This window comes from Streptomyces sp. NBC_00076, assembly GCF_045041235.1.
GTDB lineage: Bacteria > Actinomycetota > Actinomycetes > Streptomycetales > Streptomycetaceae > Streptomyces.
In genome coordinates this window covers 799,207-821,006 of record NZ_CP108242.1, presented here as the reverse complement: position 1 = coordinate 821,006, position 21,800 = coordinate 799,207, and the positions used below count along the sequence as shown (strand labels likewise).

18 protein-coding genes are annotated in these 21,800 nt (G+C 70.2%); 8 read left to right on the top strand and 10 right to left on the bottom strand.

Annotated elements, in window-relative coordinates; all coding sequences use genetic code 11:
• Window positions 1–49 precede the first annotated feature (49 nt).
• A complete protein-coding gene (locus tag OHA64_RS03930; RefSeq protein ID WP_405607834.1) occupies window positions 50–2,443 on the bottom strand; it encodes an Orn/Lys/Arg decarboxylase N-terminal domain-containing protein in 2,394 nt (797 codons plus the stop codon).
• Window positions 2,444–2,638: 195 nt separating this feature from the next.
• Window positions 2,639–3,928 (bottom strand): cellulase-like family protein, encoded by a 1,290-nt coding sequence (locus OHA64_RS03925; RefSeq protein ID WP_405607831.1) that lies wholly within the window; start codon window positions 3,926–3,928, stop codon window positions 2,639–2,641.
• Window positions 3,929–4,085: 157 nt separating this feature from the next.
• On the opposite strand from OHA64_RS03925, the gene OHA64_RS03920 reads away from it, so the two are divergent.
• On the top strand, window positions 4,086–6,131 hold the full coding sequence (locus OHA64_RS03920) for a glycoside hydrolase family 2 protein (RefSeq protein WP_405607828.1): 2,046 nt from the start codon (window positions 4,086–4,088) through the stop codon (window positions 6,129–6,131).
• Window positions 6,132–6,198: 67 nt separating this feature from the next.
• On the opposite strand, the gene OHA64_RS03915 is transcribed toward OHA64_RS03920, so the two are convergent.
• The 4 genes from OHA64_RS03915 to OHA64_RS03900 form a co-directional block, all read right to left on the bottom strand.
• Window positions 6,199–7,032, bottom strand: a complete 834-nt coding sequence (locus tag OHA64_RS03915; protein ID WP_405623854.1) for a carbohydrate ABC transporter permease — start codon at window positions 7,030–7,032, stop codon at window positions 6,199–6,201.
• A 95-nt stretch (window positions 7,033–7,127) separates the two neighbouring features.
• A complete protein-coding gene (locus tag OHA64_RS03910; RefSeq protein ID WP_405607825.1) occupies window positions 7,128–8,057 on the bottom strand; it encodes a carbohydrate ABC transporter permease in 930 nt (309 codons plus the stop codon).
• Window positions 8,054–9,406, bottom strand: a complete 1,353-nt coding sequence (locus OHA64_RS03905; RefSeq protein WP_405607822.1) for an ABC transporter substrate-binding protein — start codon at window positions 9,404–9,406, stop codon at window positions 8,054–8,056. Before OHA64_RS03905 ends, OHA64_RS03910 begins: the two co-directional genes overlap by 4 nt.
• 156 nt (window positions 9,407–9,562) lie before the next feature.
• A complete protein-coding gene (locus OHA64_RS03900; RefSeq protein WP_405607819.1) occupies window positions 9,563–11,602 on the bottom strand; it encodes a beta-galactosidase in 2,040 nt (679 codons plus the stop codon).
• 136 nt (window positions 11,603–11,738) lie between these two features.
• Here OHA64_RS03900 and OHA64_RS03895 point away from each other — a divergent pair, with 136 nt between their 5' ends.
• The 6 genes from OHA64_RS03895 (at window position 11,739) to OHA64_RS03870 (ending at window position 16,980) form a co-directional block, all read left to right on the top strand.
• The gene (locus OHA64_RS03895; RefSeq protein ID WP_405607809.1) at window positions 11,739–12,482 is read left to right on the top strand and encodes an SDR family NAD(P)-dependent oxidoreductase; all 744 of its coding nucleotides are present in this window, start codon (window positions 11,739–11,741) and stop codon (window positions 12,480–12,482) included.
• Window positions 12,483–12,549: 67 nt separating this feature from the next.
• Window positions 12,550–13,296, top strand: a complete 747-nt coding sequence (locus OHA64_RS03890; RefSeq protein WP_405607806.1) for a FadR/GntR family transcriptional regulator — start codon at window positions 12,550–12,552, stop codon at window positions 13,294–13,296.
• The gene (gene dgoD, locus OHA64_RS03885; RefSeq protein ID WP_405607803.1) at window positions 13,293–14,438 is read left to right on the top strand and encodes a galactonate dehydratase; all 1,146 of its coding nucleotides are present in this window, start codon (window positions 13,293–13,295) and stop codon (window positions 14,436–14,438) included. Before OHA64_RS03890 ends, dgoD begins: the two co-directional genes overlap by 4 nt.
• 47 nt (window positions 14,439–14,485) lie before the next feature.
• Window positions 14,486–15,106, top strand: coding sequence for a bifunctional 4-hydroxy-2-oxoglutarate aldolase/2-dehydro-3-deoxy-phosphogluconate aldolase (locus OHA64_RS03880; protein WP_405623853.1), 621 nt, complete (start codon window positions 14,486–14,488; stop codon window positions 15,104–15,106).
• 50 nt (window positions 15,107–15,156) lie between these two features.
• Window positions 15,157–16,077 (top strand): sugar kinase, encoded by a 921-nt coding sequence (locus OHA64_RS03875; protein WP_405623852.1) that lies wholly within the window; start codon window positions 15,157–15,159, stop codon window positions 16,075–16,077.
• 15 nt (window positions 16,078–16,092) lie between these two features.
• Window positions 16,093–16,980: an SMP-30/gluconolactonase/LRE family protein gene (locus OHA64_RS03870; protein WP_405607800.1), complete on the top strand. Its 888-nt coding sequence runs from the start codon at window positions 16,093–16,095 to the stop codon at window positions 16,978–16,980.
• Between the two features lie 17 nt (window positions 16,981–16,997).
• Here OHA64_RS03870 and OHA64_RS03865 read toward each other — a convergent pair whose 3' ends face one another.
• The 4 genes from OHA64_RS03865 to OHA64_RS03850 all read right to left on the bottom strand — a co-directional run bounded on the left by OHA64_RS03865 (window position 16,998) and on the right by OHA64_RS03850 (window position 20,508).
• Window positions 16,998–17,711, bottom strand: coding sequence for an SDR family NAD(P)-dependent oxidoreductase (locus tag OHA64_RS03865; protein WP_405607797.1), 714 nt, complete (start codon window positions 17,709–17,711; stop codon window positions 16,998–17,000).
• Window positions 17,712–17,846: 135 nt separating this feature from the next.
• On the bottom strand, window positions 17,847–18,614 hold the full coding sequence (locus OHA64_RS03860) for an SDR family NAD(P)-dependent oxidoreductase (RefSeq protein WP_405607794.1): 768 nt from the start codon (window positions 18,612–18,614) through the stop codon (window positions 17,847–17,849).
• A 132-nt stretch (window positions 18,615–18,746) separates the two neighbouring features.
• Window positions 18,747–19,412: an SDR family NAD(P)-dependent oxidoreductase gene (locus tag OHA64_RS03855; protein ID WP_405607791.1), complete on the bottom strand. Its 666-nt coding sequence runs from the start codon at window positions 19,410–19,412 to the stop codon at window positions 18,747–18,749.
• Between the two features lie 79 nt (window positions 19,413–19,491).
• The gene (locus tag OHA64_RS03850) at window positions 19,492–20,508 is read right to left on the bottom strand and encodes a zinc-dependent alcohol dehydrogenase family protein (protein WP_405607788.1); all 1,017 of its coding nucleotides are present in this window, start codon (window positions 20,506–20,508) and stop codon (window positions 19,492–19,494) included.
• A gap of 172 nt (window positions 20,509–20,680) precedes the next feature.
• Here OHA64_RS03850 and OHA64_RS03845 point away from each other — a divergent pair, with 172 nt between their 5' ends.
• The gene (locus OHA64_RS03845; RefSeq protein ID WP_405607785.1) at window positions 20,681–21,562 is read left to right on the top strand and encodes a helix-turn-helix domain-containing protein; all 882 of its coding nucleotides are present in this window, start codon (window positions 20,681–20,683) and stop codon (window positions 21,560–21,562) included.
• Window positions 21,563–21,800 lie beyond the last annotated feature (238 nt).

Below are 21,800 nucleotides of genomic sequence, written 5' to 3'. Positions count from 1 at the left end.
ACGGCTGTTGAGGGCGGCGACCTCACGCTCGTGGCGACGAGGAGAGGCGTCAGGGGCGCCCTCGGGTCTCCATGGTGTGACTGCGTTGGGCCGGTGTCACGGCACGGTACCTCGCGTCTGCTCCGTCGTTCGCCGTCGGCCGCAGGCACTCGATGAGGTAGTCGCCGGTGTCGGGGTCGAGGGTCACGCCGTGGGTCTCGCTGCGGAATCCGGGGAAGTGGCGGTCGAACGACTCCAGCGCGGTGAGGTAGCGCAGCAGGGGGCCGTCGGGGGCGCCGACGCTCTCGCCGGGCATGAGGACGGGAATGCCGGGCGGGGTGACGGTGACCATGGCGGCGGCCACCTGGCCCGGCGCGTCGGCCAGGCGTACGCGCTGCGTGCCGCCGCGGATCAGCTGCTGGTAGCACAGGTGCGGCGGGGCCACGGGTTCCGGCAACTGCCGGAAGGCGGTGTCCAGCAGGTCGACGAGGCGGGCCGAGCGCAGGTGGTCGTGCATGTCCTGGCACAGTGCGCGCAGGGTCCGGCCGGTGTAACGCCTGGGATGCTCGGCCACCAGTGCCGGCAGCACGCGGTCGAGGGGGGCGTCCTCGTCGTAGAGGGCCTTGAAGTCCATCAGGGCGTCGAGGAGGGTACCCCACTTGCCCTTGGTGATGCCCATGGAGAACAGCACGAGCGTGGTATAGCTGTCGGTCTTCTCCACGACGATGTGCCGGGTGGCCAGATAAGCGGTGAGCACCCGTGCCGGGATGCCCCACTCGGCCGTCTCACCGGTCGCGTCGATGCCGGGGCAGGTCAGGGTGACCTTGATCGGATCGAGCATGCAGTAGCCGTCGCTGAGCCCCGGGAATCCGTGCCAGGCCGCGCCCGGTTCCAGGTGCCAGCAGGACGGTTCCGTGCGCAGCAGATCGGCGGGTGCCTCGTCGAACGGCAGTCGCGTGCCGGTGCCGGGGTCGGTGACCGTCTCGGGTTGCCACACCCCGAAGAACCACGGCGGCCGGTCGCCGGCCTCCTCGATACGACGCCCGATGCGCACCATCTCCTGGCGGAACCGGACCGCCTCGGTCACGGACTCGTCCAGCAGCCATTGGCCCTGCGGCCCGTCCATCATCGCGGTCGCCACGTCCAGCGAAGCGATCATCGGATAGAGCGGGGAGGTGGTGCCGTGCATCATCAGCGCCTCGTTGAACCGGTCGTGTTCGACCGGCGCCCTCGGAGCGGGCCTGACGTGGACCATGGCGCTCTGCGAGAGGGCGGCCAGCAGTTTGTGGGTCGACTGGGTCGCGAAGACCGTGGGCCGGTCCGGGCCCGGGAAGGTGTCCTCGTCCACCGACATGCCGTACCGGCCCGCGTAGAGCGGATGGAAGCGGGCGTAGGCGAACCACGCCTCGTCGAAGTGCAGCCGGGGAGTGCTCGCCGCGAACGCCCGCGCCGCCACCGAGGCGTCGTAACACAGGCCGTCGTAGGTCGAGTTGGTGAACACGGCGTACTGGGCGTCCGGCGAGAGGGCCTGTCCGGTCAGCGGGTTGGCGGCGATCCGGGCCGTGACCGACTCCGCGGCGAGCTCCGCCGGAGGCAGGGGCCCGGCCAGGCCGTAGCCGTTGCGGGTGGGGATCAGGTAGACCGGGCGCGCGCCGGACATGACCAGCCCGTGCAGCACCGACTTGTGGCAGTTGCGGTCCACCAGCGCGATCTCGTCGCGGGTGACGCTGAAGTGGCCCACCACGCGGTTGCAGGTGGAGTCCCCGTACAGCACGAAGTAGGTGAGGTCGGCGCCGAAGACCCGGGCGGCGTTGCGCTCCGCCTCGCCGATCGGGCCGGTGTGCTCGAACAACGAGCCGAGTTCCCCGACGGAGATCGACAGGTCGCTGCGCAACAGCCGTTCTCCGAAGTAGTCGTGGAAGGCCCGGCCCGCGGGCGACTTCAGCAGGGCGACACCGCCGGAGTGGGCCGGGGTGTGCCAGGAGTACTCGTGCGCGTCGTCGAAACGGCGCAGCGCCCGGAAGAAGGGCGGCAGGACCGATTCCCGGTAGGTACCGGCGGCGGTGGTGATCCGGCCCGCGATGAAGCCGGGGGTGTCCTCCAGCGGCCACACGTATCCCACGATCAGTTCCGACACCCACAGCGGCAGATCGCGTACGCCGTCGTCCGTCATGACCAGGAAGACCGGCAGATCCTGGAACCGCCGGCCGATCGAGCGGAGCACCGTGGCACCCCCCGGCTCACCGTCCACGCCCCCTCGGCCCGGGAGGTCCCAGGCGACCAGCGCCGCGGTCAGCCCCGCCTCCGTCCGTAACACCGCTTCGGCGTCGGCCACACCGACCGCCCACCGGACGTCGAACCCCCGCGCCTGGATCGCCTCACCGATCCGCGCCCACTGCTGCGAGCCGACCCCCTCGTCCCGAGGATGCTCCCGCACCGCGACCAGAATCCTGCTGTCCGCCATGAGACCCCTTCCCGGCGGCCCTGTACCGCCCGGCCCAGTCTCCGAGAGCACCGGCCGGACTCCGGGGGAGTGCGGCCGTAAACCACCCGCACGACGGAAACGGCGCCTACGCGTGTCCCTTCCGGGAGTTCGCGTCGGCGCCTGTCACCGAGGTCCGGCCTGCCGTTCGGGGTCAGGGGCGACGTCGGATCGCGTTCAGCCGGTGGTGATACGGGAGTTGACCCGTCGCATCCAGTCCCCGTCGGTGTGCCACATGGGGTGGTGCGGGGCAGCGTTGGAGGTCAGGACGACGCCCTGGAAACCCGCGGCGAGGCAGCGGTCGACGACGAACTCCGCGATGTCCTTGCCGACGGCGTCCTCCTCGAAACGCGTCAGCAGCGGCGTGTACCCCACGACGCTCTCACCGAGTACGGCGGGGATGCCGCGGCGACGGGCGAACTCGGTGACCGAGTCGACCCATTCGGCCAGCGTGTCCCGCATGGACTGCCGGTGTGCCGCGTAGTTCTCGTACAGCCACAGGTCCCAGCGGTCGGGGTCCACCCAGTCGTGTGCGTAGAACAGCTCGCGCGGTATTCCCGTGGCGGCCAGACGCCAGGGTTCGTCCGGCTGGTAGTCGGCGAACGCGGGAGCGTCGGGGCGCAGCATGGCGGCCAGTTCGGGGGTGGGCCAGGTGACCGTCTCGGGCGCCGCTTCGGTGCCGTGCCCGAGTCCCACCGCCTCGTACAGCGCGCCGAGCACGCCGTAGACGTAGAAGTGGAAGTGCGCGATCTGCGCCTGCTCCGGCAGGTCGTCGAGCTCGTCGGGCCAGGGCTCTCCCAGCGAGTAGGTCACGGGGACGGACGGGTGGCGAGCCTGCAACAGCTTCACGGCGCGTTCGAGGGGGCCGCGCAGCCGGGCGTAGTGGCTGGTGGTGCCGTCGCCGGGTACCAGTGAGCAGTTGTCGACCTCGTTGTGCACTTCGACGTAGGCGACCTGGTCGGCCAGCCCGCGCTCGGTGAGGAAGTCGAGCAGTTCGGCGAGCGCGTCGGCCACCGCCTCGGCGCGGTCCGGGCCGGGAACGTCGGCCAGGGCGCGGTGCCAGGCGTCGGTGTCGGCGAAGCTGGGGGACTGCTGGTACTCCCACGAGGACACGATGACCTTGCAGTCATGGCGGGCGGCGGCCTCGAACAGCTCGACGAGTCGTCGGCGTCCGTCCAGCGGATAGCCGCCGCGCACGTTGTACCAGCGGGTGCGCTGTCCGAACTCCTCGCCCAGGCCGCGGACCTGGAGGGCATCCGGGGCGTCGACGCGTCCGGAGAACAGCAGGAACGGCATGGCGCAGACGCGCACGGTGTTGAAGCCCCGCTCGACCGTCTCGGCGAAGGCACGGTCGAGGTCGGCGAACGGCTCGCCGGGTCCTGCCTGTGTGTACCAGCTGAAGTCCCACAGAGTGATGGCGAGTCGGCCCGTGGTCTCGCTTGTGGTGGCTTGCTGCTGTGCGGTCATGAGGTCACCCGTCGTTCGTGTGCGGTGGGACGCCGTCGGCGGCTCGGCGGCCCACGCTAGCTCAATTCATTATTTATGAATAATCCTTGACGAGGGTGACGGCGTTGTCCAGGCTGTGGGCGAACGAACCCGCGCGTGCATCGAGGAGTCGCCTGCCATGACCGAATCCATCCATCCGTCCCGGCGCACCGTCGTCACGGCCCTCGGCGCGGCCGGCTTCGTCGCCCTGCCCGTCTGGCCGGAGGCGGCGCGAGCGGCAGACGGTACGGGCGTGGCCGCCGCGAACGGCCCGGTGCTCGACACCCACCCGGCCACCGAGCCCTCCGGCACCCTCGTACGTGATCTCGGAGGCACCAATGTCGTGTTCCAGTACGGCACGGTGCTCCCCGCCTTCGACGGCTGGCGCACCCATGAGCCCACCCGCGAGTACCTGTCCCTGGACAGGAAGTGGCGCTTTTGCTTCGACCCCGCCGACCAGGGGCTCGGTGAGGGCCGGCAGTCCGCGCACCACGACGACCGGGCATGGGACCTCATCGACGTCCCGGCCGCCTGGGACCTGCTGAACACCCCCGGATTCGGATCGGAGACCACCCCCTTCGGCAAGGGCACCGCGTTCAGTGACGGGTACGCCTGGTACCGCACCACCGTCGACGTTCCCGGGTCCTGGCGTGCCCGGCACGTACGCATCGCCTTCCTGGCCGTCGGCTACAGCGCCGAGGTCTGGCTCGACGGCACGTATCTCGGCAAGCACGAGGGCGCCAACTCTCCCTTCGCGCTGCCGGTCGCGGGGGCGCTGAGGCCGGGAACGCGACAGACGATCGCCGTGCGGGTCTTCCGTCGGGCGAGCTACACGGACTACACGGCCGCGACTCCGCAGCCGGTCACCGACGACCACGAGGTGCCGTACAAGCCCGTCGACTACTGGCCCTACGCCGGCCTGACCCGGTCGGCCTGGATCGAGGCGGTCCCGCAGGTCACCATCGCGAAACTGCTCGTCGTCGCCGAGAACGGGCGCCTCGAGGCACGTGCGGTCGTCGAGAACCACGGCACAGCCGACTTCGACGGCCGGCTCACGCTGGATCCCGGCCGGGGGAGCGGCGGCCGGCCCACCGTGGTCGCGGCCCGGATCGCGGCACGATCGGCGGGCGTCGTACGCGTCTCGGTCGGCATACCTGACGCCCCACGATGGAGCCCTGCCTTGCCACGCACGCTCACCGCCCGTGCCACCCTCGCCGCCGGGAGGTCGTCGGGCCCGCGGGTGGACACGTTGTCCAGCGGGTACGGCGTGCGTGAACTGACCGTCGGCGACGCGCAGTTGCGGTTGAACAACGAGCCTCTGTTCCTCAAGGGGCTCAACTGGCACGAGGAGACGGCCGCGCACGGAAGGGCGATGACGCCCGCTGAGTACGACCGGGAACTGGGCCACATCACCGCGCTGGGCGCCAACCTCATCCGCAACTGCGTCTACAACCGCCACCCGTACGTCTATGACTGGGCGGACGCGCACGGCGTGACGGTGATGGACGACATCGACACCATGTGGCTCAACACCGCCCAGGAAAAGCTCCAGACCGAGCGCTACGGCCTCGCCCGCGCGCAGGCCCTGACGATGGCCTGGAACCAGCACAACCACCCGTCGGTGATCCTGTGGGGCTTGCAGAACGAGTCGGAGATCGACGCCGACGGCGCCCCGGTCTACCGGGCCTGGCTCGCCGACCTCAAAGCGGCCGTGAAGTCGGTCGACCTCACCGCCCGCCCCGTGACCTGGGCTTCCAACACCAGCAACGACCCCGCCTTCGACCTCGCCGACGTGATCGGGTTCAACGAGTACTTCGGCTACTTCTACGGCAAGGACTCCGACCTCGGCCCCACGCTGGACGCGGTGCACGCGAAGTATCCCGACAAGCCGATCCTGATCACCGAGAACGGCACCTGGTCCGTGGCGGGCGATCACGGCCCCAGCACCACGCAGGGTATGGAGGAGTGGCAGGCGGCAAGCTTCACCGCCCACTGGGCACAGGCGGCCGAGCGCAGTGAGTTCGTCGCCGGATTCACCTACTGGGTTCTCAAGGACTACAAGCAGCGGGCCGGCTACAACCAGTCCTACAACGGCATCTCCGTCATGGGCCTGCTCACGTTCGCGGAGGAGCGGCCCAAGCTCGTGTACGACGCGTTCCGCAAGGCGGTCAACCCCAGGTCGTAGAAGGGTCGTAGAAGGCAGGACAGTGGCGCGTGCCCGGCGCGGAACGCCGGGCACGCGCCACTGTGTGTCAGCCCTTGACGCTGCCCTGGGTCAGACCGGAACGCCAGTAGCGCTGGAGGACGAGCATCGCGGCGGCCAGCGGGAGGATCGACAGGAACGCGCCGCCCACCGTCAGCTGGTAGAGCTCGGGGTACCGTTCCGCCTGCGACTGCCAGGTGGTGAGGCCCAGGGTCAGGGGATACTTGCGGTCGTCGGAGAGCATGACCAGCGGCAGGAAGTAGTTGTTCCAGATGCCGACGAACTGGAAGAGGAACACGGTCACCAGCGCGGGCGTCATCGTGCGCAGGACGAGCGTGTTGAAGATCCGCAACTCGCCGGCGCCGTCGACCCGTGCCGCCTCCAGCATCTCCATGGGTACCGCCGCCTCGGCGTAGATGCGGCACAGGAACACCCCGAACGGACTGACCATGCTGGGGATCAGTACGGCCCAGTAGGTGTTGGCCAGGCCCACCTTGCTGAACAGCAGGTACAGGGGGAGGGCCAGCGCGGTGCTGGGCAGCAGCACACCGGCGAGCACGACCTTGAAGACGGCCTCACGCCCGCGGAAGCGGTACACGGCGAGGGCGTACCCGGCCGCACACGCGAACAGGGTCGCCAGCGCGCCGCCGACCCCCGCGTACAGGAAGCTGTTCCACGTCCAGTTCCAGAAGACGCTGTCGTTGTAGGAGAAGACCTGCGACAGGTTGTGCAGCCACTGCGGGTCGGAGAACCACAGCCCGAAACTGCCGAAGAGCCCCGCACTGCTCTTGGTGGAGGCCACCACCAGCCAGTAGACGGGCAGCAGGAAATAGAGGGCCGCGACCGTGAGCAGGGCGATCACCAGGATCCGCGAGGGCTTCAGCCGGCCGCGCGGCCGTCCGCCACGGCCGGGACCGGCGGCCTGCGGGGCATCGGTGGAGAGGTCCACCGACTTCGTCGTCTGCGGTGTGGACACGCTCACCGTGCACCCCTTTCCTTGCGGTTCACCAGGCTGAGGAAGCCGAACGACAGCACACTCGCGACCAGCGCGAGGATCACCGACTCGGCCGCGGCGAGGTAGATGTTGTTGTTGGAGAACGCCTCGTTGTAGGCGGCCAGGTTCGGTGTGTACGAGCTGGTGACCGTCGAGGTCAGCGGCTTGATGACGAGCGGTTCGGCGAACAGTTGCAGGGTGCCGATGATGGAGAACACGCCGGTGAGCACGAGGGCGGGCCGGGCCAGCGGCAGCTTGATCCTGACCGCCGTCTGCCAGGCGCTCGCGCCGTCGATGCGGGCGGCCTCGTAGAGCTCCTGAGGAATCGACTTGAGCTGGGCGACGATCACCAGCATGTTGTAGCCGGTGAACTCCCAGATCACGATGTTGGCGATGGACCACAGCACGCCGTGGTAGCCGAGGAAGTCGGGCGCGAGACCGGCCCTGCCGAGCAGGTCGACGAGGGGACTGACGCCCGGTACGTAGAGGAAGCCCCACAGGATCGAGGCGATGACACCGGGGACGCCGTACGGCAGGAAGTAGGCGGCCCGCAGGATGCCCGCCCAGCGCTGGGAGAGCGTGTCCAGAACCAGCGCAAGCGTGGTGGCCAGCAGCAGCATCACGGGGACCTGCACGATGCCGAAGAGCAGCACCCGCCCGAAGCCGTCCAGGAAGTCCGACTGCTGTAGCGCGAGGGTGTAGTTGTCCAGTCCGGCGAAGCCGACGGTGGCCGGGCCCAGGCCGAGCGACCCGGAGCGGATCGGCTTCAGCAGGCTTTCGTAGATCGCGTAGCCGAGCGGGATGACGAAGACGAACAGGAAGAGGGCCACGAAGGGAAGGAGGAATCCCCAGGCGGCGCGGTCCGGGCGGGCGGTGCGCCGCGGACCGCCCCCGGCAGGGTTCGTGCTGCTCATGACTGGCTCCTCGCCTTCAGGCCCTTGGCCAGCAGGTCGTCCACGGTGCGTTTCTGCGCGTCGGCCAACGCCGACGAGAGGCTGCCCTCTCCGGCCACGGCGGCGCCGAAGGCGTCGCCGAGGTGGGCGAAGTCGGCGTCCGTGGTGGGTGACCACTTCCAGGAGGTGTCGATCGCCCGGTCGGAGGCGGTGAAGACGTCGTTGTACCGCTGTCCGCCGAAGAACGGGTCGGGCTTGTCGAGGGCCGATCCGCGGAAGACGCCGGTGGCGGCGGGCCAGCCGTAGCCGACGGCGATGTTGAGGTCGACGGCCTTGGGGTCGCTGTTGATCCAGTGCGCGAACCGCAGTGCCTCACGCGGGTGGCGGCTGCCCTGAAGGACGGCGGTGGACGCTCCGCCCCAGTTGGCGGAGGCGTTCTGTCCCGCCTTCCACTGGGGAAGCGGGGAGACCCGCCATTTCCCCTTGGTGCCGGCTGCGTTGCCGCGCAGCAGGGCGTCGCCCCACTGCGGTCCGATCCAGCTGACGACCCGCCCGGTCTGCACCTGCCGGTACCAGGCGCTGGACATGTCCGGTTCGACGAAGACGAGGTCGTCGCGGACCATCCGCTCCCAGTACTCCGCGACCTCGCGGGAGGGGTCGTCGTTCATGCCGACGATCCAGGTGTCGCCCTGGGTGCGCACCCAACGGGACCCGCGCTGCCAGCACATCGCGGCGAACCAGGCGGGGGAGTTGGGGTTGAACGCGCTGATCCTGGCACCGTCGCCGCGGGCCTTGACCACGCGGGCGGCGCGCTCGAAGTCGGCCCAGGTGGCGGGTGTTTCAATGCCCCACTTCGCGAGGAGGTCCTGGCGGCAGAAGAGTCCCATCGGGCCGGATGCCTGGGGGATGGTGTGGACCCGCCCGCCGAAGACGCCCTGGTTCCACTGCCACCGCACGTAGCTGTCGCGCAGCTTGTCGGCCCCGTAACGGCTCAGGTCGGTCAGGCCGTTGACCAGCATGAAGGCGGGGAGCTCCTGGTACTCGACCTGCGCCAGGTCCGGCGGGTTGCCGGCCGACAGGGCCGAGTACATCTTCTGGTATCCGCCCTGGGTGCTCGCCGGGATGGTCTGCAGCTGGACGTGGATGTCGGGGTGAGTCCGGTTCCACAGATCGACGGTCTTCTGCATCGGCACCCAGGTCCAGAAGGTGAGATTCACCTTCTGGCCGGGCTTTGTGGATACCTGCCGGGTCGTGCGGGCGGCTCCGACGGTCTGGCCGCAGGCGGTGAGGGCCGGAAGTGCGGCGAGTGCCCCGGCCGCCCCGGCACCCCACCGGAGTACTGACCTCCGCGACGGTGGTGAGCTGTTCATGTGTGTCCCTTGTGTCCCTAATGTGCTTTGGCTGCGGCTCGATCGGTACTGCGGCTCGATCGGTACTGCGGCTCGATCGGTACTGCGGCTCGATCGGTGGCTACGGCTCGATCGGGTACTGCGGCGCGATCGGGGGTCTATGGCTCGATCCGCGGTCTACGGCGCGATCAGTACGGCTACTCCGGCTCCGGGCAGCGTGACGCGGTCGGAGGGGGTCGTCCCGCCGGTCAGGGCGTCGGTCATCGGCTCGGGCAGCCTGATCTCGACCTCCTCCTGACTGTGGTTCAGCAGGAAGACGAACCGTCCGCCGTCGCCCTCGCGCACGGTCGCCTGGACGTGCTCGGGAAGCCCGGGAAGCACCGGGCCGACGGACGCCGTACGGCACACCTCGTCGGTCAGGGCCCGCATGGCTTCCGGTGTGAGACGCGTCGCGACGTACCACGCGGTTCCCTCGCCGAAGGAGTGCCGGGTGACGGCCGGCCGCCCCGCGAGGTGCCCGGAGCCGAAGTCGGCCACCGCCCGGGCCCCTTCGAGCACGACGGCCTCCGACCACAGGTCGGCGCGGCTGACCGTGCCGTCCGCGAACCGGATGTCGACGGTCTCCTGCTCCGCCAGCGGCCAGAACTCCTCGACCCGCAGGCCCAGCGCCTCGCGCAGCGGCGCGGGGTATCCGCCCAGGTGCACCCGGTCGCACTCGTCGACGATGCCGGAGAAGAACGACACCAGCAGGTGGCCCCCTCCGCGTACGAAATCGGTGATGCGTTCGGCGTCCCGTTCCTTCAGCAGGTACAGGTTGGGTGCGACGACGAGGCGGTAGCCGGACAGGTCGCGGTCGGGGGGTACGACATCGCAGGCGATCCCGGCTTCGAACAGCGGCCGGTAGTGGGCGAGCGCGATGTCCATCTGGTTCAGCGCGGTGGACGGGTGCGAGTCCAGCTCCAGCGCCCACCAGCTGTTCCAGTCCAGCACGATGGCGACATCGGCGGTGGAGCGGGTGCCGGCGATCTGCGGCACGGAGGCCAACTCGCGGCCCAGTTCGCTCACTTCACGGAAGGTACGGGTGTCGGTGCCGCCGTGCGGGACCATCGCCGAGTGGTACTTCTCGGCGCCGCCCCGGGACTGACGCCACTGGAAGTACAGCACCGCGTCCGCGCCCTGGGCGACCGCCTGCCAGCTCCACAGTCGCATCCGGCCCGGCGGCTTGGGCCCGTTGCGCTCACGCCAGTTCACCGCGCTGGGCGCCTGCTCCAGCAGCAGCCACGGCTGACCGGCGCGGGCGGAGCGGGTGACGTCGAAGATGAACCCCGCCGAGACGTGCGTGTGCTCGTCGTGCGGGTCCTGGTAGACGTCGACCGAGACGGCGTCCTCCTCGGCGGCCCACCGGAAGGCGTCGACGGGCTTGTGCACGCCGATGAAGTTGGTCGTGACGGGAACGTCGGGGGTGATCCGCCGCAGTACCGCCTTCTCGGTCAGACAGCACTGGAGCAGCGCGTCGTCGGAGAACCGGGCGAAGTCCAGCTGCTGGGCGGGGTTGGGGAAGGTCGGCGCGAGTCGCGGCGGCAGCACCTCGTCGAAGGTGTCGTAGTGCTGCGCCCAGAACGCCGTCGACCAGGCGTCGTTGAGCGCCTCGATGTCGCCGTACCGCTCGGACAGCCAGCGCCGGAAGTCGGCGGCCGACTCGTCGCACCAGCACTGCGGGGTGTGGCAGCCGTACTCGTTGCCGATGTGCCACATCTCCAGCGCGGGGTGGTCGGCGTACCGGGTGGCCAGTCGCTCGACCAGGCGCGCGGCGTGCTCGCGGTACACGGCGCTGGAAGGGCAGTAGTGCTGGCGTCCGCCGGGCCACATGCGGCGGCCGTCGGACGTCTCGGGAAGGATCTCGGGGTGCAGCCGGGACAGCCACGGCGGCGGTGACGCCGTCATGGTGGCCAGGCATACGGCCACACCCGCCCCGGCGAGGTTGTCCAAGACACGGTCGAACCAGGTGAAGTCGTACTCCCCGGGCCTCGGTTCCACCTTCGCCCAGGAGAAGATGCCGGCCGTCACCAAGGAGACGCCCGCCTCCTTCATCAGCGCGACGTCCTCGGACCACACCTCCTCGGGCCACTGCTCGGGGTTGTAATCGCCGCCGAAGGCGATCCCGGCCGGGCGCAGGTGCCGCCGGTTGTCGATCGGTACGGAAGGTGCCTGTTGCATGCCGGTCAGTCTTGGAGCGCCATCGCCACGCCGTCAAGATATATTCATAATTAATTGAAACAGCTATGGTGGATGCAGGGCGTCACAGGCGCAGGCATCAAATGGGGAGAGACACACGATGACGGAGTGCCGCAGGATGGCGGGACGCGTGGCGGTGATCACCGGCGCCGCGCACGGAATCGGCGCGGCCACGGCTCGAAGGCTCGCGGACGAGGGCGCGGCGGTCGTGGTCACGGACGTGGACGACGCGGCGGGCAAGGCGCTCGCGGCAGGCATCGAGGACAGCGGAGGACGCGCGGAGTACGTCCGTTGCGACGTGACCTCGGCAGTGGACTGGGAGAACCTGGCCCGCCACGTCCACGAGCGTCACGGGCGGTTGGACGTCCTGCACAGCAACGCCTTCGCCCAGCTCAACAAGCCCGCTCACGAACTGAGCGAGGCCGAGTGGGACGGCCAGATGGCCGTGCTGCTCAAGCCGGCCTGGCGAGCCATGAAGACCTTCGCGGCCATGCTGCGCGAAGCCTCGGGATCCGTCGTCCTCACCTCCTCGGTGCACGCGGTCATCGGCCTGCCGGGCCATGCCGCCTACGCCGCCGCGAAGGGTGCGCTGTGCTCGCTGGGACGGCAGTTGGCCGTCGAGTACGGGCCGGACATCCGGGTCAACACGGTGCTGCCCGGACCCATCCTCACCGCCGCCTGGGAGGGGATCCCGGAGGCCGACCGGACGCGCAGCGTGGCGGCCACGGCGGCGAAGCGGTTCGGCCGGCCGGAGGAGGTGGCCGCGGCGGTCGCCTTCCTCGCATCGGCGGACGCGTCCTATGTGACCGGAGCGAGCCTGGTGGTCGATGGAGGATGGAGTGTCATGAAGGAGTCCTCGTGAGTGGCGCGCACCGTGCGGCAAGCTGTGCGCGGCATCCGCGAACAGGACCTGAACGGAAACGGAGAACGTGGTGACCCATCCGCCCAAGGGGCTGCACGGCCAGGCCGTGGAGGAGCTGGGCCGGCGCATCATACGCGGCGACTACCCACCGGGCTCCGTGGTGGACCCGGTCAAGTTCGAGACCGAGCTCGGCGTCAGCAAGACCGTCGTGCGCGAGGCGCTGCGCGTGCTGGCGTCCAAGGGCCTTCTGGAGTCACGCCAGAAACGCGGTACGACCATCCGGCCTCGCGCCGACTGGAACCTCCTCGACAGCGACCTGCTGCGCTGGCAGGGGAGCAGCGCTCCGACCGACGGCTTCCTGGAGGACCTCGCCGAGGTCCGGGCGATCGTCGAGCCCGCCGGAGCCCGGTTCGCGGCGGCCCGCCGCACCACCGCCGACCTGGACGCGATGCGGCGGGCGCTCGACGCGATGGCGGCGGCGGGGGCGGACGCGGACGCGATGGTGGAGGCGGACCTGGCCTTCCACCGTGCCCTGTTGGAGGCCGCGCACAACGAACTGCTCAGCCGGATGGAGGTCGTCATCGAGGCCGGTCTGCGCGTTCGCGACCGGATCGTGCACGGCGCCCGGCACTTCTCCGACTCCATTCCCGTACACCAGGAACTGCTGGACGCGGTCGAAGCGGGTGATCCGGACGCCGCCGTAGCGGCCGTCGACTCGCTCCTGGCACAGGCGTCCGACGACCTGGCGGCCGTACGGGCGCGGGAAGACCACGACGACGTCGCGACCGACACGCTGCCGAAGGAAGTTCCTTGAAGATAACCGGACTTGAGACGTTCCTGGTGGCTCCGCGCTGGCTGTTCCTGCGCGTCGCCACCGACGAGGGCGTCACCGGCTGGGGCGAGCCCGTCATCGAGGGCCGCGCCGAGACCGTGCGGGCCGCGGTCCACGAACTGGCCGACTACCTCATCGGCCGGGACCCACTGCGCATCGAGGACCACTGGCAGGTACTCACCAAGGGCGGCTTCTACCGTGGCGGCCCGATCCTCTCCAGCGCCGTCGCCGGCATCGACCAGGCGCTGTGGGACATCGCCGGCAAGACGTACGGCGTCCCGGTGCACCGCCTCCTCGGCGGCCCGGTACGCGACCGTGTGCGGATGTACGCCTGGATCGGCGGGGACCGCCCGAGCGACGTGGCGGAGCTGGCCGAGGAACAGGTGAAGGCGGGCTTCACCGCGGTGAAGATGAACGCCTCGGCCGAACTCGCCCCGATCGACACCCCGGCACGCACCGCCGAGGTCGTCGCACGTGTAGCGGCCGTCCGCGAGGTGCTGGGTGACGAGCGGGACATCGCCGTCGACTTCCACGGCCGCGCCTCCACCGCCATGTCGCGCCGCCTGCTGCCCCAACTGGAGCCGCTGCACCCCCTGTTCGTCGAGGAACCCGTGGCGCCCGAGTACTCGGGCAACCTTCGCAGCCTGGTGGAGTCCACCAGCATCCCGCTCGCGACCGGCGAACGCCTCTACTCCCGCTGGGACTTCCGCGAGGTACTGGCCAGCGGCATCGCCGTCGCCCAGCCCGACCTGTCGCACGCCGGAGGGATTTCCGAGGTCCGCCGTATCGCGGCCATGGCCGAGGCGTACGACGTCGCCATGGCCCCGCACTGCCCCCTCGGCCCGATCGCCCTGGCCGCGAGCCTGCAGATCGCCTTCTCCGTACCGAACTTCCTCATCCAGGAACAGAGCATGGGCATCCACTACAACGAGCAGTGCGACCTGCTGGAGTACGTGATGGACCCCGAACCCTTCCGATTCCAGGACGGATACGCCGTCGCCTCCACCCGCCCGGGTCTCGGCGTCGAGATCGACGAGAAGGCGGTTCGCCACGCCGCCGAGACCGGCCACCGCTGGCGCAACCCCCTGTGGCGGGGCGCCGACGGGGCGTTCACCGAATGGTGACCACCGTCAGACTCCCGCACCCCACCCCCAAGGAAGAGCTCGACTTCATGAACCTGGTGGAAACCCTCCAAGCCCACCGCCTGTTGGCCATCGTGCGCGGCAAGGATCACGCCGCGGCGCTGCGCACCGTGCTCACCCTCGCCGAAGAGGGCATCGCCGCCATCGAGGTGTCGCTGACCACCCCCGACGCCCTGACCGTGATCAGGCAGGCCCGCGCAGAACTGGGACCCGACGCACCGGTCGGCGCCGGAACCGTGCGCTCGGCCGCGGACGCCGCCCGCGCCGTGGAGGCCGGGGCGTCGTACCTCGTCACCCCGGCGCTGGTCGACGGGCTGGAGCCGTACGGCGTACCCGTGGCGATGGGTGCCCTGACTCCGAGCGAGATCGAAACCGCCCTCGCACGGGGCGCCGATGCGATCAAACTCTTTCCCGGCTCGCTCGGCGGCCCCGGCTATCTGCGGGCTCTGCGTGACCCGTTCCCCGAGGTGCCGTTCGTGCCCGTCGGCGGTGTGGACGCGCAGGCCGCCCGCGACTACCTGGACCGAGGGGCCATCGCCGTCGGCGTCGGCTCACCCCTCGTCGGGGATGCGGCCGACGGCGGCGACCTGGACCAACTCCGCGCCCGGGCGGCCGTGTTCCGCAAGGTGGCCGCGGGGGAGACGCCGTGACGGCACCGGACCTCCAGGCCCCCACAGACGTGGTTACCTTCGGCGAGACGATGGCGGCGCTCCGGGCACAGGGCGCGCTGCGGCTGGGCGGCACTCTCGGCCTGTCCGTCGCGGGAGCCGAGTCCAACGTCGCCATCGGCCTCGCCCGGCTCGGGCACCGGGTGCAGTGGGCCGGCCGGGTCGGGGCGGACGAACTCGGCGCTCTGGTACTGCGCACGCTGCGCGCCGAGGGCGTCGGCACCGACCACGCGGGCACCGACGACACAGGTCGGCCCACGGGACTGCTGCTGACCGAACCCCGCCTGGGCACGCTCACGCGCGTCAGCTACTACCGCGCCGGTTCCGCCGGTTCGGCCGTCTCACCGGCCGACGTACTGCCCGCGCTGGCTTCGGGAGCCCGCGTCCTGCATCTGACGGGCATCACACCGGCGCTCAGTCCGGCGGCGGCCGAGGCCACCCTCGCCGCCGCCACGACAGCTCGCGAGGCCGGCATCACCGTATGCCTCGACGTCAACTACCGCTCACGGCTGTGGAGTACCGACCGCGCCCGCACGGCCCTCCGGCCGCTGCTGGACCACACCGACCTGCTCATCGCCTCCGAGGACGAGTTGCCGTTGGCGCTGGAACGGTCCGGCGCAGGCGAGTCCGAGGCCGTGCACGACATCCTGGCCGCAGGCGTCGACGAGGTGGTCGTCAAACGTGGCGCACGCGGCGCGACCACCTTCACCGCCGACGGGGCGACCGACTCCGCCGCGCGACAGGTCGACGCGGTCGATCTGGTCGGAGCGGGTGACGCCTTTGTGGCCGGATACCTGTCCGGGCTCCTCGACGGGTCGGACGTCCGGGCCCGTCTGCACCGGGCCGTCACCACCGCGGCCTTCGCCGTCGCCACCCGGGGCGACTGGGAGGGCCTTCCGACGCAGGACGAACTCGGCCTGTTCGACCAGCCCGACGGCACGACCATCCGCTGACCCAGGAGACCGATCATGACATCCACGGACGTACCGGCGGCGGTTGTCGTAGACGGATGGTACGAACTCGCCGAGGGCGGCCGCTGGGTCGACGGCCGGTACGTGTACGTCGACATCCTCAGCGGCCGGCTCTTCGAATTGCGCGACGACACCGGCCCCGCCTCACCACGCCAACTGGCCCATTTGGACGTGCCGTTGGGCGCCGTAGCCCCGGTGAGCGGCCGACCGGACGCGTGGATCGCCGCCGCGGGCACCGGCATCGCGCTGCTCTCCGCCGACGGCGCGCTGGACTGGCTGGACCGCCCCGAGGACCGCACCCCTGTCCCGAGCCGGATGAACGACGGCGTCGCGGACCCCGCCGGCCGCTTCTGGGCCGGCAGCATGGCCTACGACGGCACCCTCGGCGCGGGCTCGCTCTACCGAACGGATCCCGACGGCACGGTGGTACGCGTCCTCGACGGCCTGACCATCGCCAACGGCCCCGCGTTCACCGCCGACGGCACGACCATGTACCTCGCCGACACGGCCGTCGGCACCATCCTCCGCTGCAGGGTCGACCCCCTCTCGGGTGACCTCTCCGGAGGTCCGGAGACCTTCGCCCGACTACAGGACGGCGAAGGCAGCCCCGACGGAATGACCGTCGACGAGGAGGGCTGCCTGTGGGTCGCGATGTGGGGCACCGGCACGATCCGTCGGTACCACCTCGACGGCCACCTGCTCGACACCGTGACCGTCCCTGCCCCGCATCCCACGTCGGTGTGCCTGCACCCCAGCGACCACCGCCTGTTCGTCACCACGGCCCGGTACGGGGTGACGAACCCGACCGTGACCTCCGGCGCGGTGCTCAGCGTCCCGGTACCGACCAGGGGAACGGCGGCCTGCTCCTGGCGCGGCCGACGCTGAAACCAGTTCCCCAGCGGTCATCCGAGCGGGATGCCTGTGCGGCTTTCCAAAGCTCGGATGAGGCGGGCCTGGAACTCTTCGTCCTGCGTTGCGGGGTGTGGTGTCTGCGGCTGCTGGTGGTACCAGTAGCCGCCGGTTGCCAGGGCCGCGTCGTGGCGGCCGGCGAGCCACACCTGTGTGTGGTGCCCGGCGGCCAGGTCATCCGGTGCGCCGGCGCCACCCATGCGTGTGGGGACCCAGCCGGGGTCGACCGCATGGCTGACGGTTCCGACCCACCGGGACGCGAGGGCAAGGGCGAGGGTGGTGACCCACAGTTTGCTGTCGTCGTAGGAAACGGTGCCGGCCGCCAGCCGTCGCAGGTCGGTGGAGCCGGTGCGGTGCATGGAGCTGCTGAGGTAGATCAGCCTGGACGGTTTGTCCATCAGGGCGGTCAGCACGTAGGGCGCGACCGTGTTCACGGTGACTGCTTCGGGGGAGTGCATGACACCGGCGTTGTGGATGACTGCGTCGAAGCGGCCGAACTCGGAGGTCTGCCGGGCGACGTCCCTGATCTCGTCCATATCGGCGAGATCCCCGAAGACCACGCCTTTCCACCGGGCGGTGTCATCCGCGTCGGTGAGACGGGCCGTATTGCGGACGTGGACGACCACGTCGTGGCCCTCGTCCACCAACGCGTTCACGGTGTCGCGCCCGAGGCCGCTGGATGCCCCTGTCACCAGAATCAGTGCCATGCGAGTCAACTCCTGTGTGGGGTGGTGGGTGCGGTGCGGCAAACCCGTCGGTGAGGGTGTGGTGCCGACCGCTGACCTGCCGCGCGTCATGCTGCTCGGCCAGGAAAGCACAGACCGGTCGGGTGGTTGCTGTGGCTATCGGGCGACGTAGCCACCGTCCACGGGGAGGGCGACACCGACGACGAAGCCGGCTCCTGGGCTGCACAGCCACAGGACGGCCTGGGCGATCTCCTCGGCGGTGCCGAGGCGGTTGATGGGCTGGTTCGCCTCGGCCTCGGCACGGTCGAGTTCTCCCTTGTCGATCATGTCGCTGACCATGGGAGTGTCGATGGTGCCGGGGCAGACGGCGTTGACGCGGATGCCGCGGGGCGCGTATTCGAGGGCGGCGCTGGAGGTCAGGCCGATGACTCCGTGCTTGGAGGCGTGGTAGGAAGCGCGGCCGGGGAGACCGACCAGGCCGCCGAGGGAGGAGCAGTTGACGATGGCGCCGCTGCCCTGGGCGCGCATGTGCCGCAGCTCGTGCTTCATGCTGGCCCAGACACCGCGGAGGTTGATCGCGTTGACGCGGTCGAACCTCTCCGCGGGTTCATCGGCGGCGTCGCTCGGCGGGATCTGCACACCGGCGTTGTTGTAGGCCATGTCGAGGCGGCCGAAGGTCTGTACGGTGCGGTCGACCGCGTCGGCGACCTGGCCCTCGTCACTGACGTCGCAGGTGAGGGCGAGGACTCGGTGGCCCGCTGCGGTGAGCTCCTTCGCGGCCGCGTTCAGGGCTGCCGCGTCGATGTCGGTGAGGGCGACGGCGGCCCCGGACTCGGCGAAGGCGCGCGCGGTCGCCAGGCCCATACCGGAGCCTGCTCCGGTGACGAGGGCGACCTGGCCGGTGAAGTCATAGGTGGGGTTCATCGCGTTCTCTTCCCATGGTGGTGCGGGTGCGTGCGAGCAGGGGAACGGGGGGGCAAGCCAAGGCGGCGGGGAGGCCGTCGGAGCGGCCGGGGCATGGGCGTCGGCCGGGGGATGGGCGTCGCCCAAGGGGGCTCAGTCGGGCAGGGGTTCGGCGTAGTGGCGGAAGGCGTCGCGGGTGCGGTGGATGCCGTACAGGGTCTCGGCCAGGGCGTCGGGGCTGCTGTGTTCGGCGTCGGGCCGGATGGCGCCGGGGATGATCAGCTGGGCGGCGTGGATGTTCTCCTGGGCGAGGGTGGCGTGGAGCATGCGGGCGTAGGCGCTCTCGGCGGCGAAGGCGATCGAGGTGCCGGCGACGTTCGGGTTGGGGCGTACGGCGCTGCCGCCGTTGACGAACAGCAGGGTGCCGCGGCCGAGTTCGCGCATGCCGGGCAGGACGGCGTTCACCGCGGTGACGGGGCCCTTGACGGAGAAGGCCAGGGGCGCGTCGAGGTCGTCGGCGCCCGTGTCGAGGACCGCCTTCATGAAGTCGGCGCGGGGCACGGGGCTGTACTGGAGGATCTCGATGGGTCCCCATGCCGTCGCGGCCGCGTGCAGGGCGGTGGTCAGGGAGTCGGTGTCGAGGACGTCGGCGGTGAAACTGCGGGCCTGGATGCCGTCGCGGGCGAGTTCGGCAGTCAGTGTGTCCAGCTTCTCGGTGTTGCGGGAGATCAGGGCGACGGTGTGCCCGGCGGCGCCGAAGCGGCGGGCGCTGGCGAGCCCGAGGCCGGGTCCGGCGCCGACAAGAGCGAAAGTGGTCACGAGGAGTCCTTGTACGAGACAGGGGCCGCCCGAGGCCGCGTGCGTCCGCGGCCCGGACCGGCCAAGTGGGTTCCGTTGGTCAGGGATTGAGGAGGGTCTTGATGGCGCGGCGTTCGTCCATTGCCTGGTAGCCCTCGGCGACCTGGTCCAGGGGCAGGGAGAGGTCGAAGACCTTGCCCGGGTTGATGCGGCCGGTCAGGACACGGTCTATCAGGTCGGGCAGGTAGCGGCGTACGGGGGCGGGGCCGCCGCGCAGGCCGACGTGGGAGAAGAACAGCTCCTGGCCGTCGATCGCCACGTCGTGCGGGACGCCGACGAAGCCGACGTTGCCGCCGGGCCGGGCGGAGTGCAGCGCCTGCTGCATGGCCTGGGCGGTGCCGACGCACTCCAGCACCGAGTCCGCGCCGACGCCTCCGGTGAGGTCCTTGACGCGGGCGATGCCTTCCTCACCGCGTTCGGTGACGATGTCGGTGGCGCCGAATTCCAGGGCGAGCTTCTGCCGGGACTCGTGCCGGCTCATGGCGATGACGCGCTCGGCGCCGAGTTCCCTGGCGGCGATCACACCGCACAGGCCGACCGCTCCGTCACCGACCACGACGGCCGTCGAGCCGGGCTTCACCTCGGCGGCGAGGGCGGCGTACCAGCCGGTGCCCATCACGTCGGAGACGCCGAGCAGGCTCGGGACGAACTCGGCGGAGGGGTGCTCGTCGGTGGCGACCAGGGTTCCGTGGGCGTTGGGTATGCGCACGTAGTCCGCCTGGCAGGTGCTCATGAACTCGCGGTGCAGGCAGTTGGACTGCCAACCGCTCAGGCAGTTCGCACAGGTGTTGTCCGAGGTGGCGAAGGAGCCGACCACGAACTGGCCCGGGCTGACGTTGGTGACCTCCCTGCCGACCTCCTCGACGATGCCGACGTATTCGTGCCCCATCGGGTGCGGATCGCCGATGGGCTCCAGACCGCGGTACGGCCACAGGTCCGAGCCGCACACGCAGGTGGCGACCGTGCGGATGATCGCGTCGGTGGGCTGGATGATCTTCGGGTCGTCGAGGTCCTCGAAGCGCACGTCGCCGGGGGCGTGGATGACTGCTCCGCGCATGGGAAGCTCTTTTCGGTGCGAGGGTTTCGATGTACCGCAGCCGGGGTTGCGAACGGCTGCTCACGGTCGAGGCTCACACGCGACGGCGGACGCGAAAAGTGGAGGAATCCATCCTGGGAGGAGAACTTCCTGGGAGGGAATTCTCCCCCCTTCCTCCGGTGCTGTCGGTGTCATGCTGGGAAGCATGACCAGCAACGTCCCTCTCAATGAACTGGGAGAATTCCTCAAGAAGCGCCGCTCGGAGCTGAGCCCGCGCACGGTCGGACTTCCCGACACCGGCAGGCCCCGCCGGGTCGCCGGGCTGCGCCGTGAGGAGGTCGCCCAGCTCGCCAGCATCAGCACCGACTACTACACCCGGCTCGAGCAGGGTCGTATGCAGGCATCCGCACCGGTTCTCGACACGCTCGCGCGGGTCCTGCATCTGGACGACGACGAGCGCGGCTACCTGTTCCAGCTCGCGGGCAAGACCACCGCCCGCACGCGGCGCCGCGGCGGACAGAAGGTGCAGCCGCAGTTGCAGCGGGTCCTGGACGATCTCACCGCGACCCCCGCCGTCGTGCAGGGTCGGCGCGGGGACGTTCTGGCCTGGAACGCACTGGCGGCCGCGCTGGTCACCGACTTCTCCCGCATCCCGGAAAAGCACCGCAACTTCCCGCGGATCGTCTTCACCGATCCGGCCATGCGCACCTTGTACGCCGACTGGGAGAGCTCCGCCCACATCGCCGTCACCCAGCTGCGTATGGAGGCCGCGCAGTACCCGGAAGATCCCCGTCTGATCGAGCTGGTCGGTGAACTGTCCATGCGGGACCAGCAGTTCGCCCGCTGGTGGGGCGATCATCGCGTCGCCGCCCGCACCGTGGGCACGAAGACCCTCAATCATCCGGTGGTCGGCGAACTCGTCCTGGAGTGGGACACCCTCACCGCCAACACCGACTCCGACCAGCACCTGACTGTCTGGACCGCCGAGGCCGGCTCCCCGACTCACGAGCGGCTGCGCACCCTCGCCACCTGGGCCGCCGGCCAGAACCTGTCCCCATCCCGACCACCCGCCTGACGGCGCCGACCACGCCGCCGTACAGGAGGCGCGTGAACGGCCGTCGGCTGTGGGTGGAGCTCGTGCAGAAGCTCGGCCCGGGAGAGACCGCGCCGGCACCCTTGTGCCCCGAGCAGTGGACGCATCTAAAGTGCGGTGACGTGATCACCATGTACGAAGCCCGACCTGTTGTCGGCACGGCCACGGTGATCGACGGCGCACCTGGAACCACGCCGCGCGCATGAGCCCCCGGCGTGGT

Bases quoted from the DNA above. Each gene is read 5' to 3' on its own strand.
- OHA64_RS03930 (WP_405607834.1), bottom strand. From the start codon at position 2,443: ATGGCGGACAGCAGGATTCTGGTCGCGGTGCGGGAGCATCCTCGGGAC.
- OHA64_RS03925 (WP_405607831.1), bottom strand. From the start codon at position 3,928: ATGACCGCACAGCAGCAAGCCACCACAAGCGAGACCACGGGCCGACTC.
- OHA64_RS03920 (WP_405607828.1), top strand. From the start codon at position 4,086: ATGACCGAATCCATCCATCCGTCCCGGCGCACCGTCGTCACGGCCCTC.
- OHA64_RS03910 (WP_405607825.1), bottom strand. From the start codon at position 8,057: ATGAGCAGCACGAACCCTGCCGGGGGCGGTCCGCGGCGCACCGCCCGC.
- OHA64_RS03905 (WP_405607822.1), bottom strand. From the start codon at position 9,406: ATGAACAGCTCACCACCGTCGCGGAGGTCAGTACTCCGGTGGGGTGCC.
- OHA64_RS03900 (WP_405607819.1), bottom strand. From the start codon at position 11,602: ATGCAACAGGCACCTTCCGTACCGATCGACAACCGGCGGCACCTGCGC.
- OHA64_RS03895 (WP_405607809.1), top strand. From the start codon at position 11,739: ATGGCGGGACGCGTGGCGGTGATCACCGGCGCCGCGCACGGAATCGGC.
- OHA64_RS03880 (WP_405623853.1), top strand. From the start codon at position 14,486: ATGAACCTGGTGGAAACCCTCCAAGCCCACCGCCTGTTGGCCATCGTG.
- OHA64_RS03875 (WP_405623852.1), top strand. From the start codon at position 15,157: ATGGCGGCGCTCCGGGCACAGGGCGCGCTGCGGCTGGGCGGCACTCTC.
- OHA64_RS03870 (WP_405607800.1), top strand. From the start codon at position 16,093: ATGACATCCACGGACGTACCGGCGGCGGTTGTCGTAGACGGATGGTAC.
- OHA64_RS03865 (WP_405607797.1), bottom strand. From the start codon at position 17,711: ATGGCACTGATTCTGGTGACAGGGGCATCCAGCGGCCTCGGGCGCGAC.
- OHA64_RS03860 (WP_405607794.1), bottom strand. From the start codon at position 18,614: ATGAACCCCACCTATGACTTCACCGGCCAGGTCGCCCTCGTCACCGGA.
- OHA64_RS03850 (WP_405607788.1), bottom strand. From the start codon at position 20,508: ATGCGCGGAGCAGTCATCCACGCCCCCGGCGACGTGCGCTTCGAGGAC.
- OHA64_RS03845 (WP_405607785.1), top strand. From the start codon at position 20,681: ATGCTGGGAAGCATGACCAGCAACGTCCCTCTCAATGAACTGGGAGAA.